General features: G+C 37.6%; 13 protein-coding genes and 1 riboswitch. Of the genes, 4 read left to right on the top strand and 9 right to left on the bottom strand.

The features are described 5' to 3' along the window. Positions 1-3: 3 nt before the first annotated feature. From ACY2LT_RS06030 to surE, 3 genes are read right to left on the bottom strand one after another with little or no spacing between them, the layout of a single operon-like run. Positions 4-852, bottom strand: coding sequence for an HDOD domain-containing protein (locus ACY2LT_RS06030; RefSeq protein WP_491814501.1), 849 nt, complete (start codon positions 850-852; stop codon positions 4-6). A 1-nt stretch (position 853) separates the two neighbouring features. Next, entirely contained in the window at positions 854-1,189 is a 336-nt protein-coding gene (locus ACY2LT_RS06025) for a hypothetical protein (protein WP_491814500.1), read from the bottom strand. Then, positions 1,189-1,962 carry a 5'/3'-nucleotidase SurE gene (gene surE / locus ACY2LT_RS06020; protein WP_491814499.1) on the bottom strand — a complete coding sequence of 258 codons (774 nt, stop codon included), beginning with the start codon at positions 1,960-1,962 and terminating at the stop codon, positions 1,189-1,191. The genes ACY2LT_RS06025 and surE overlap by 1 nt, the downstream gene beginning before the upstream one ends. Positions 1,963-2,097: 135 nt before the next feature. Between surE and ACY2LT_RS06015 the strand changes: the two genes are divergently transcribed. Both ACY2LT_RS06015 and ACY2LT_RS06010 read left to right on the top strand, forming a co-directional pair. Next, entirely contained in the window at positions 2,098-3,306 is a 1,209-nt protein-coding gene (locus ACY2LT_RS06015; protein WP_491814498.1) for an FtsX-like permease family protein, read from the top strand. 89 nt (positions 3,307-3,395) lie between these two features. Then, positions 3,396-3,580, top strand: a riboswitch (cobalamin riboswitch). Positions 3,581-3,699: 119 nt separating this feature from the next. Then, positions 3,700-4,980 carry a T9SS type A sorting domain-containing protein gene (locus tag ACY2LT_RS06010; protein ID WP_491814496.1) on the top strand — a complete coding sequence of 427 codons (1,281 nt, stop codon included), beginning with the start codon at positions 3,700-3,702 and terminating at the stop codon, positions 4,978-4,980. Between the two features lie 56 nt (positions 4,981-5,036). On the opposite strand, the gene ACY2LT_RS06005 is transcribed toward ACY2LT_RS06010, so the two are convergent. The 6 genes from ACY2LT_RS06005 to ACY2LT_RS05980 all read right to left on the bottom strand — a co-directional run bounded on the left by ACY2LT_RS06005 (position 5,037) and on the right by ACY2LT_RS05980 (position 8,774). Further along, a complete protein-coding gene (locus tag ACY2LT_RS06005; protein WP_491814495.1) occupies positions 5,037-5,276 on the bottom strand; it encodes a DUF2795 domain-containing protein in 240 nt (79 codons plus the stop codon). Between the two features lie 126 nt (positions 5,277-5,402). Then, positions 5,403-6,005, bottom strand: coding sequence for a 30S ribosomal protein S4 (rpsD, locus tag ACY2LT_RS06000; RefSeq protein WP_491814494.1), 603 nt, complete (start codon positions 6,003-6,005; stop codon positions 5,403-5,405). A 116-nt stretch (positions 6,006-6,121) separates the two neighbouring features. Continuing rightward, positions 6,122-6,793, bottom strand: coding sequence for a (d)CMP kinase (cmk, locus tag ACY2LT_RS05995; protein ID WP_491814493.1), 672 nt, complete (start codon positions 6,791-6,793; stop codon positions 6,122-6,124). A 5-nt stretch (positions 6,794-6,798) separates the two neighbouring features. Next, positions 6,799-7,488, bottom strand: coding sequence for an HAD hydrolase-like protein (locus tag ACY2LT_RS05990; RefSeq protein ID WP_491814492.1), 690 nt, complete (start codon positions 7,486-7,488; stop codon positions 6,799-6,801). Positions 7,489-7,494: 6 nt separating this feature from the next. After that, the gene (locus tag ACY2LT_RS05985) at positions 7,495-7,911 is read right to left on the bottom strand and encodes a single-stranded DNA-binding protein (RefSeq protein ID WP_491814491.1); all 417 of its coding nucleotides are present in this window, start codon (positions 7,909-7,911) and stop codon (positions 7,495-7,497) included. A 68-nt stretch (positions 7,912-7,979) separates the two neighbouring features. After that, positions 7,980-8,774 carry a DUF1207 domain-containing protein gene (locus tag ACY2LT_RS05980; protein ID WP_491814489.1) on the bottom strand — a complete coding sequence of 265 codons (795 nt, stop codon included), beginning with the start codon at positions 8,772-8,774 and terminating at the stop codon, positions 7,980-7,982. Positions 8,775-8,941: 167 nt separating this feature from the next. Between ACY2LT_RS05980 and ACY2LT_RS05975 the strand changes: the two genes are divergently transcribed. Together ACY2LT_RS05975 and ACY2LT_RS05970 are read left to right on the top strand one after the other, a co-directional pair. Continuing rightward, entirely contained in the window at positions 8,942-11,212 is a 2,271-nt protein-coding gene (locus ACY2LT_RS05975) for a TonB-dependent receptor (protein ID WP_491814488.1), read from the top strand. A gap of 8 nt (positions 11,213-11,220) precedes the next feature. Next, positions 11,221-12,069 carry a DUF4249 family protein gene (locus tag ACY2LT_RS05970; RefSeq protein WP_491814487.1) on the top strand — a complete coding sequence of 283 codons (849 nt, stop codon included), beginning with the start codon at positions 11,221-11,223 and terminating at the stop codon, positions 12,067-12,069. The last annotated feature ends 24 nt before the right edge of the window (positions 12,070-12,093 follow it).

Here is a 12,093-nt window from a genome sequence, read left to right as displayed (position 1 = left end):
ACATCAATTTAAAAGAAAAATACCGATTGCTGCATCGTATTCAAGCAACAAAGTATCGTAGTTTTTCGACCAAAAATTATCAGGTAAGTTCAACGCTTTCCACGCATCAAGATTTGGTGTAGGAACAATATCATCTCCCGCTTGTCCAAGCTCGAGCAAAGAAGCAACTGTGTTCGCAATATGAACACAGCCAACAAGCACATTGTTTGGACTATCTACTTTTCCTACTGCATGGTATCTTATAGCATCTTTCAAAGATTGCGGCAATTTCCATTTCTCTGCTAATATCTCACCAGCAATAATGTGATTAACCCCTAATACTGCATTCTCGGCTTCACGAGCTGGTAGGTTCTTTTCCATAGCGTATTCAATTGATTTTGCATATTCATCAGGTACAAATTTCAGGAAAAGTAATTTCCCTATATCGTGCAGAATTCCTGCCAGAAAATAATTTTCGAGATTGGTTATTCGTAGTGTTTTTCCAAGCAAACGAGTAATAATTCCCACCGCTATTGAATGCTTCCACAAATCTACCGGATTTATCGGAAAATTGCCTTTCATATTGCGAAACACATCAATTATTCCCATCGCAATGACGAGATTACGCACTTCCTCAAATCCTATAAAAATAATCGCCTGCGAAATTGTTGAAATTCTCCCACGAAACCCATAAATCGGCGAATTTGCTGCTTTCAATACTTTTGCCGCTGCAGCCTGGTCCTCTGCAATAATATTTGCAACATCTTGTGCTGTTGAACGAGGGTTCGACATTACATCCGACAAAGTCGAATAGATTGTCGGCAAGGTTGGGAATTCATCGGCACGAGCTATTAATTTATTTAAAATATCCATATCATTTCTTCACCGGGTTAGACAATTTTTTGGCAAGATGAAAGACAGCAACTTTGAATAAATCCTCTTCTATTGGAATACGTGGTGTCCAGGATGTTCTTTGGGCTATGCTTTCTAAAATTTGTTTTTGCATCTCTTCCGAAATTTCTGATGTTTCTTCGTCTTCTGCTCCGGCAGTTACCTTTATCGTCCGAATGTTCCAGGTTTTCAGAAAAGTTGCGTGCTGCTGCGAAAGCACAACACCCGATGCAAGAAGAACCTGTCCGTAACGATTTACAATAGGTTCGGCTATTATCATTCCGTCTTGTATATCCTCAACTGCAATTACCTTTGCCATCACTTGTCCTCAAAATGTTTTAATTTTGATAATGTATCGTATTTGGTAAAATCGAAATGAACAGGTGTAATCGTAACATAGCCCTTTGCTAATGCAGCATCGTCAGTTTCCAGATTATCATCGCTTTCTAAGCAATATTCACCAGCAAACCAATAATACTTTCGTCCAAAAGGATCTAATCTCATTTCATAAGTATCTTTCCAATACGATGAACTATGTTTAGCAACTTTTATACCAAGAATATTTTCTTTTGGAATTGCGGGGACATTTACATTAAGCAAAAAATTTGGTTTCAAATCGCTTTCAAGCAACTTTCGCGCAATGATCAGAGCATATTCTGCTGCTGCATCCATTGGAACACTTGTATCGTGCGATGCCACCGAAATTGCTATCGACGGAATACCTGCAAGCATTCCCTCAGTTGCTGCCGCAACTGTTCCCGAATATAGTATATTTATTGCAGTATTTTGTCCGTGATTTATTCCGGAAATTACTAAGTCAGGCTTTTCTTCCAACAGATTCGATAACGCAATTTTCACACAATCCGATGGCGTCCCATCAATTGCATACCCGAAAAGCGAACCGTTCCGCTTTACCTTTGTTACTCTCAATGGTCGTGCAACTGTTAGAGCGTGTCCAACTGCACTTTGCTGGCGATCCGGTGCTGCTACCACAACTTCTCCCAATTGCGAAAAAGCACTTGCCAATGCGTAAATGCCGGGTGAATCTATTCCATCATCATTTGTAACTAAAATCTTGTATTTTTTCTCCATCAAAGAACTGCTATTTTGTTAATAATAATTAAATTAGAAACGCAGAATAAAAATATTTATTGAAATAAAAATTAATTTATATTTGTTAATTTATACATTAATATTTATCCAATTTTCTGTTTTTTTGAGTGGTAAATGAACTTATACAGATACATTTCTTCTGCAATTGCAAAATCACGAAAAAGTAGATTTCTTCGCTTTGCTCGATTGGTGTCGCTTCTTAGTGTTATGCTGGGTGTCATCGCATTATTGCTAAGCTTAGCCATTCTTCACGGTTTCGAAAATGAACTTCGGAATAATTCTACAAAATTCACCTCTCATATAGTTGTATTCAGCTATAACAAAGACCCATTCAATAATGTCCGCGAAATTTCTGAAAAAATAAAAACTAATTTCGATATTATTTCTGCTGTTCATCCGATTATCGAAGGCGAAGGACTTGTCCGTTCCGCTAACTTTGTTGATGGCGTAATGTTCAGAACCTACAATCCAAAGTTCGACCCTAATGAATTTTCTAAACTTATTTCCGGAAATAATCATTTTTCAAGCGATAGTGCTAATGAAATTATTGTCGGCGAACCATTGCTTAGAAAACTTGCACTTCAAAAAGGTGATTTTGTGAATTTGTATGCTATCAACATTAAAGATAACATTACAAATTACAAGATTAAGAAATTTAAAATTGTTGGTACTTACAAAACCGGAATGACAAGTTATGATGAAACTCTTGTGCTTTTGCCTGAGACTACCGCTCGAAATTTCTATGGAATGCCTCCAAATTCTGCAAATAAAATTGAAATTTTTATCAAGGATATAAACAAAGCAAGCGAAGTTTCGCAATCAGTTATGGGTTTCTTAGGCTTCCCGTATTGGACTTTAACCTATTATGAAATACACTCGTCATTATTTGCGTGGATTGAACTTCAACGAGAGCCTATTCCTTTGGTGCTGGGTATTATTTCACTTGTCGCGATGCTTAATATTATCACTACTTTAATAATAACTATCATCGAAAAAACCCGCACAATTGGTATTTTGAGAACCTTGGGCATAAGCAAAATGGGAATTATCAAGATATTTGCTTATCAAGGATTTCAGGTTGGGCTCTATGGTGTTGCCGCGGGATGTGTTTTGTCGTTTCTATTCTGTTTTTTGCAGCAACAGTATAAATTCATTCATCTCAAAGGCGAGATATACTTTTTAGATTCTTTGCCGATTCTTATTTCACCAGTGCATTATGCCGTTGTTGCTTCAATTACATTTGTATTAGTGGTGTTGGCATCAATTCTGCCAGCAGTGATTGCGGCAAAAATAAAACCAGTATCCTCTTTGAGATTTAAGTGATTATTTTTCAATAAGTTATTTATTCGATAGTCTTTTATTGATTGTAATAGTTATTTTACTTTGCAGATAAATATTATTTTTCTATTTTTGAAAATAATGCCATTGCAAATGCACGGGAAACAGGTGAAAATCCTGTACGGTTGCGCCGCTGTAAGAGCTACTTTGGCTTTTTGCTTGCCCTCGAGCAAGCAGCCACTGTTCAAATAGAATGGGAAGGCAAAGCACAAGGGTTCGATGCTCAAGTCAGAAGACCGATTTGCGATGCTCATTGACCACTCGGTGTGGTACATCAGCGCAAACTGATGAATGAGGGAAGCGAAAGAACACACTTTCTCTTTCATTTCCTTCAGATTTTATAGATATAATATATAATAATAATTGGAGGTTTTTTGTATGAAGCATTTCTATGCGTTCTTCGCATTAATGTTTGTCAGCATTTTCTGTTTAAATGCTCAAAATAATGTATCAGTTGGCTCTCAGCCATTTATGATTTACAACTATAATACTGATTTTTATGTTTTATGCAAAGGTGTTGATGCTAATTTCGACGGCAACTTCGACCCCAACACAGACGAACGTCCCTCGCTTTGGCGCAACAACCCACTTGGTATGGGACCGCTTTCGGCTTCGAAAATAATCGAATTTCCTTTCGGCTTGAATAGCTTTCCTGTAAGAGCTCTTTTTGACAACAATTTCCTTTACATTCAAACTAATGGATATATTTGGAAATATGATATTACAGATGGTAGCCTTCTCGATTCAATAGAATTTCAACACACCGTTTATGGATTATCCATCTATAATGGATTGCTCTATGTTTCTGCTCGCATCACTCCTCCCGGCTCCTGGACACCTGAGCACAATTATGTGATTACTATCGACCTTGCCACAAAAGAAGCAAAAGACACTATCGAAACAAAAATGAATACGCAAATGTGCCAGATTTTCAACGATAAATTGTATGTGCTTAACGAAGGCACTGGCGCCGAAGATAGCTACGTAACAGTTTACGATTTATCTACAAAAGAAGAAATTAAGTCCTATGCTGCTGGTTCATTCGGTAATTATTTTGAAATCAGAGACAATCAACTCTATATTGTTTCAAATGGAAACCATAAAGTATATAGATATTCTCTCGATATTGATGTGGTATTCGAATATGAAGTCGGTACAACTGGTTGGGACGGTCCGCGCGAATTAGTGTTCAGCCCGGATGGCACAAAATTCAGAGTATCAGCTTATGATGGAAATATTTACGAATTCAAAACTACAGACAATCATCCAGTCAATACAATCAATACAGGCAAAAAAGTTGAAGGAATGCTCTGGATAAATTATTTTGATAATGATGTATTTATTGCTGCATTAATAAATAACTTCGACTTTTCAGCAAACGATTTCGTTTCTGTTTGGGTAAATTCAATCGCAAGCGTAAACGATTTAGCACAAATGATAAAAATTTACCCCAATCCAGCTTCATCCTTTATAAAAATCGAAACAAATAATCAAAGTTTTGATGATTTTTCTATTATTTCACTCGATGGTAAAATCGTAAAGGAAGGAAAACTGTCCACTAATTTAATAGAACTCAACCAAATTAGTGCAGGAAAATATTTCGTACGTCTTGCAAATCAAAAAGAAACTGTTGCCATACCAATAACACTAGTCAAGTAATGTGACATAGCAACGCAAACAAAATCGGGGCTTTCCGATAAGCCCCGACTGTTTGCTTAAATGTATTGTTCTTCTTCGTCGTCGTTATAAAAATATTCTTCGTTAGCAATATCTTCGTATTCAGGCCACAAATCTTCCATTCCCTCAATCAGTTCGTCGCTATCTTCAAGTTCGGCAATATTATCAAGCACCTGTTGCGGGCAGCCCGAACGCATCGCGTAATCGAAAAGTTCTTCTTTTGTTGCCGGCCAGGGTGCATCTTCCAAATATGCTGCAAGTTCAGGAGTCCAGAACATAACACACCTCCAAATTGTTACACTTTTATGCTAATATCGAATAAATAAACAAAGTATTTTAATATTTTTGAATAAAAAACCCGCCATTTCAAAAAATAGCGGGCTTTGAGTAATATATTGATTGAATTATCTCGAATAATACTCTACAACAAGTGAAACTTCGCATTGAACAGGAATTTCTTCTCTCTTTGGTGGATAGAGCAATTTTGCTGAAAAATCTGCTTTCGATACTTCGATATAAGCAGGTGGAGCAGAATTGCGGATTGATTCCTGAAATGCTTCGATATTGCGGCTCTTTTCGCGCAATTGAATAACATCAGAAGTCTTTACCTGATATGATGGCACATCCAAACGGCGTCCGTTCACCAAGAAATGACCGTGCTTAACAAACTGACGGGCAGCATAAATCGAGCGAGCAAATCCTGCACGATATACTACAGCATCAAGGCGGGTTTCAAGCAAAAGCACAAGGTTTTCGGCTGTGTTGCCTTGCATTCTTGTTGCTTTCTTGTAGTAGTTGCCCATTTGCTTTTCTGATACGTTATATTGCAAACGAAGACGCTGTTTTTCGAGTAACTGACGTCCATAGTCCGATAGCTTTGCACGTTTTTTTGCAGCACCGTGCTGTCCTGGAGGATTTGGCTTCTTGCTGCTGTATTTTTTTGCTTTAACGGTTAAATTTATCCCTAATTTTCTGGATAATTTGACCTTTGGACCCGTATAATTCATTTTTCCTCGCTTTTATAGTTATTTTAAATAATATCAAACAACATAAAAATTTATAAAATAAACGGATTACAAAAATAACATAATATTATTTATTGACAAAATTTTTTTTTCTTAACTTATGAATTTATAATTTTATTAGCAAGTTCAATGATTATTTCCGATTGTCGCTCCAATGTCATCTCTGATGTATCTATCAAAATAGCATCATCTGCTTTTCGCAGCGGACTAATCGCCCGGCTACTGTCATAATTGTCCCGTTCAATAATTTGTTTTTTTATTTCTTCGATTTCTACAGGAATACCTTTTTCTCGCAGTTCCTTTGCCCGCCGCTCGGCTCGTGCTTCAATGGAAGCAACAAGATATATTTTCAGCTCTGCATTCGGAAAAACAACTGTTCCAATATCGCGTCCATCCATTACTATTCCACCACGTTCCCCGATACGCCTTTGCTCTGCCACAAGCTTCTCACGCACACATCCAATTGCACTCACCGGCGACACCAACCGCGTTACTTCCGGCAACCGGATATCATCCGAAACATCTTCGCCATTAAGAATTGTTCTTTGTCCCTGCGGTGAAGTGCGAAGTTCAATTTTTATTTCATCAAGAATATTACATATTTTTTCTTCGTTTTCGGCTATTCCTCGACGCAAAGCTTCAAGTGTTACAGCGCGATACATTGCACCTGTGTCTATATAAATATATCCAAGTCGCTCTGCAACTATCTTTGCCGAAGAACTTTTTCCTGAGCCCGCAGGTCCATCTATTGCAATTACAATTCTTTTCATAATTTTTATAATTTGTTCAAACAATCGAATACTTTCTTGTAATCAGATAAATCTTCAAACAATACATCTGGTGTATAGCGACGCAATTCGCTGGATGGTGCTTTGCCGGTGGCTACTGCAACCGCTTTGAGCGAGTTGCTTTTTGCAGCCTGAATATCGCGAAAGGTGTCGCCTATAATCACTGAATTAGAAATAGGGTAGGTCTCATCAATGATTTTGCTTTTCTTTGCTCGTTCAATCGCTATTAAAGGTAATTTGTTACGGTCCGGGCAATCATCCCCAAATCCACCGAATGGAAAATACTCGTCCAAACCAACCAGCGATAACTTTAAATAAGCATTCTTTCGAAAATTGCCTGTAACCAATCCCAATTCAAAATTATCTGCTTTTTCTATCTCTTCGATTAGTTCCGCCGCACCCGGCAAAATCGTTATGCTTTCTTTCGAAATTCTTTGTTCGAATTTTTCAAAAATATTATTCCAGATTTGCTCAATTTCGTTGCTGTAATCAATACCATATAAATTGGCAATATCTGCAATGATTTGTAAATCTGTTTTTCCGTGAAATGATGGTATGCTTTTAGAAATATCTATACTAAACATCTCGCCAAAAGCATCAATAAAGATACTTCTGGCGAGAGAACTTTCGACATTTAAAATAGTACCATCTATATCAAAAAGTACAATTTTTTTCATTGAACTTTAAAATGGCACGTCGTCGTCTGGAGTGCCTTCTTCGAACTCTGGTTCGTCGTAAGCGTCTTTTTCCTGATTATCATTTGATTTACGACTACCAAGCGAAATAACGGTGTTAGCAATGACTTCTGTTACGTGGCGAGTAACACCGTCTTTACCTTCGTAGCTGCGGTGCTTAATCTTTCCTTCGACATATACTTTTGTGCCTTTGCGGAAGTTTTCAGCAACTTGCACTGCTAAATTATCCCAGCACACAACAGTATGCCAATCGGTGATTTCTTTCCATTCTCCGTTGCTGTCTTTATAAGCTTCGGATGTTGCCATACGGAAACTGCATACGTTCCTTCCACCTGGGGTGGAGCGTAATTCTGGGTCTTGCCCAATATTGCCAACTAATGTGGCACGGTTAACACTTCTTGCCATATATCTAACCTTATTCTAAAAAGATAATAAAAACACAATTTTCAAATCAACGAAATTTTTTTGTAATTTCAAAATATTAATTGAAATCCTATGCCTGAATAATTTAATTTTTTATCATAAAACATTCCGTGTTCGTTCCAGCCATTGTGATTGTATATATAAAATCCAATTCCTGTTTTCATCGTAGATTTAAATATTACTCCCAACTGACCGGTTGCATTTAGCCTTGTTATTTGCTTTATCCTGCTGATTTTATAGTCGTAGCCATACGATAGGTATAAATTCCGCCAGAATTTATACTCTCCGTCAAACCCAAATTGAGGCACCCATTTGCCCAGATTTTTCGGTAACGTGGAAAATATAAAAGTTGTTCCGCCATAAAATCTTACGTTTTTATACCGTATCGCTCCGATTGCCTCGACAAATTCTCTGCTGTAGCTGAAAGGACGCTGCAAAAATACACTATCGCTTGCAAATCCATCTACTAAATGTGCTGATATATGAGCTATTCTTACGCGCCATTCAAATGGTTGCTCCAGTAAATAGCTCTTGCCTGATACATTTGCACCAAAAAAATAATCGCTCGCTTCTACAGGAAATTTAAAATGTCCAACTGAACGCAATCGGGTATAGGTAAAAAAATCACCGCCTAACCGCACTTCTGCCGAATCTGATTTATGCAGTGTGCTTAAATCAATCGAAGTGCCTATATCGAGCCTCAATTTTTCATCGTCTATATTGTATATCGTCCCGACACGTGGCTCAAATGTGTTCCCTACAAGTGGCTTAAACAGTAATGGCTCAATAGCAAATAATTTTGTAGCAGAAAGTAACAAAAACAACATCAACAGATTTTTTTTCATACACTCTCCGGTATTTATCTACTTAATATCTATATCTGAATTTGTTAATAATAAATTAATAATACACTGATAATCACGTTAATTATTGTAAACTTTAATTTTTTTTGAAACTATTAATAACTTTTTACGTTTTTAGTTCTGTAATTATTCAATAATTTAAAGGAACTATGAAACTAATTATTTCAATCTGTCTGTTAAGCGTGCTCGTTTTCTTTAATCTCAGTGCAAATTTAAATGCACCCAATACTGCATCAATAGCTGGATTTGTCCGTGATGATAAAAGCAAGGAAACGCTCATTTCATCTACCGTTATGCTCAAGGACACAAAATTCGGAACAAGAACAAACAAAAACGGTTTCTACAGCATTTCGAGTATTCCTCCGGGTAGCTACACTCTTGTAGTCTCATTTTTGGGTTACGAGCGTTTCGAGCGAAAAATAAATCTGAAAGCCAACGAAGAGCTTCGCCTCGATATTTCATTGAAGCAAACCGCTGTAAGGAAAGAAGACGTCCTTGTCGAAGCAGAGCGAGAAGTTGAGCAAAGGCAAGTTATGATTAGCAAAGTTAATGTCCCTGTGGAAACAATCAAAGAAATTCGTATCGGAGGCGAATCAGACGTTTTCCGTTCTTTGCAATATTTACCCGGTGTGCTCACCTCTTCCCAGATTTCCAGCGGATTATATGTCCGTGGTGGTTCGCCCGACCAGAATTTAGTTCTTTTAGATGGTTCCACAGTTTATAATCCAACTCATTTGTTCGGATTTATCTCTACTTTCAACACAGATGCTATCAAAGATGTCGAACTCATAAAAGGTGGCTTCGAACCTCAGTATGGTGGGCGACTTTCGGCTGTGCTGAACATTACCCAAAAAGATGGCGACAGAAGTCAAACTCAAGGATTGGCATCTATTGGTGCTATCTCTTCGCGTGCCACACTGGAAGGACCTATCGGGCACGGCTCGTGGTTTATTGGTGGACGCCGCACTTACTTCGAACTCGTCAAAAGCCTCATCGACAATAATCCCGAGCAACCTATCCCGGACTTCAATTTCTATGATGTGAATGCTAAAATCACTCAAGATATTGGAGACAACGATAAATTTTCTTTAAGTGGATTTATGAGCAAAGATAATCTTGATGTGAGCACTTTCGGAATTAGTATGGATTTATCCATTGGAAACAGACTTGCTTCTATGAACTGGACACATATTTTCTCCAACTCTCTTTTTGCTAACTTAAATCTTAGTGCAAGCCATTATTTTAATAATTTCACCGGCGACCAAACCGGTTATCAATTTCTGATTGAAAATTCAATCACTGATTATTCTGCAAAATTAAATTTCGAATGGTTTACTAATGAAAAGATTACTCACAATTTCGGCTTGGAAGTTAACAACTACAATTTTCAGTTCCTCCAAAATTTCACCGGTGAAACTGATAGCACTCAGGTTGGTTCGTCAGCCGGAACTACAAACTTGAAAGTAAAGGACTACAACTATTCAGCTTACGCTCAAATGAGTTATTCACCGATAGAATTATTTGCTATTCAGGCTGGATTGCGGGCAAACTATTGGGAAATGAGAGATATAATTTTGATTGACCCACGCTTGGCTATTAGATACACTTTAACTGATAATATTTCTTTGAAGGCTGCTTGGGGAGTGTTTAGCCAGAATCTTCGTCTTGCCACTCAACCTGATTTCTCATTCTTCGATACGTGGTTGCCAACAGATTCTACTGTTCCTGCAAGCCGAGCTATCCATTATATTTTTAGCGTCGAAACAAAACCTTTCCAGAACTTTGATTTAAATTTCGACATATACTATAAAAAATACAGAAATGTGAGCGAACTAAACCAAAATGCTCTTCAGGGTTCGAACGTCCGCGATGTCTTCTACATTGGGAACGCATATTCTTATGGTTTCGAAGTTTTCTTGCAAAAACGGGTTGGACGTCTTACCGGTTGGGCTGGGTATGCTCTCGGCTATATCCGGGCAAAATTCGATAGTATTAATTATGGACGGGAATTCAGACCAAAATACGACCGTTTGCACGATTTTAAAGTTGTTATGCAATATAATTTATCTGAAAGATGGGATATCGGAGCCACCTTCACTTTCCAATCCGGGCAATCCTACACTGGGGCGACATCGCGATTTCAATCTTTCTTCCCTAATCAAACCTATGGTCGTGGCAAAATTGTTCCTTCTCAAAGATATGGGTTGCGTCTTCCTCCTTCTCATCAGCTCAATCTCAATGCTACGTATTCATTCAAAACCTATGGTCTCGATTCCAAGCTTATTTTTGATATTTACAATGTTTATAACCGCCGCGATATATGGTTCAGATATTATAATCTTCAGGATGAAGAAACAAAAGTTGAAGATGTGCGATTAATCCCGATTTTACCAACTATTTCTTATGAAATTAAATTTTAGGAGGATAAATGAAACAACTCAGATATATATTGATTTCGTTGGTGTTTCTTGCTGCTTGCGGTGATGATGTCCCAACCGATTACAAACCCGATGTTGTTCTGGAAGCAGTTTTGCTTGTAGGCGAGCCAATCCAAAATATTGCAGTACTAAAAACTCAGCCAATCTCTGCTAAATATAATCATTATCAGGCTTTTATCAAAAATGCAGAAGTCTTGGTCAAAGGCGATGGACATGTGTTCCCTCTTCTGTTCAACTATGATACTTTAAAACCCGGCTATTACTACCCGGACGCTAATTATAAAGTGAAACCAAATACTGAATACTCAATTGAAGTAAAACTGCCCGACGGAAAAATTCTAAGCGGCAAAACTACTACTCCTTCTGAAATTTTTTGGCAAACCCGCGTCAACAAAACTATACAATATCCAAAAGATACTATTAATTTGCCTCAAAGCGACTCGATTTCATGGACACGAGCACCTGGGTTCGATTATTATATTATAGTTGAAACTTGCCTGGATACTCTTGAATATGGTAAATATCTCGAGCCCCCTACTAATGAAAAAAATAGAAGAGTGTATAATCCATTTATTAATGAAAATAGATACAAAGAACAATCTGTTTCTGGTTTAATTCCGAATACAAAAACCCGTGTTGTGTGGTCAGCTTTCAAATGGTTTGGCAAACACGAAGTAACTATTATGGCAGCAGACTGGAACTTAGTTCGCTGGTATTTGCAAAACGTTGGTGTCAATTCGGTCAATCCGTTGCTTGGTAGTGTCGAAGGTGGTATCGGCGTTGTCGGCTCTGCTTACGCAATCAGGGATACTTTTATGTTGCTGAAAAATCAACCATAATTTGATAATATTATTTTTTTTATT

The sequence above is a fragment of the Eximiradius proteiniborus genome (genome assembly GCF_058546985.1).
This window is presented reverse-complemented; position numbering and strand designations above follow the sequence as displayed.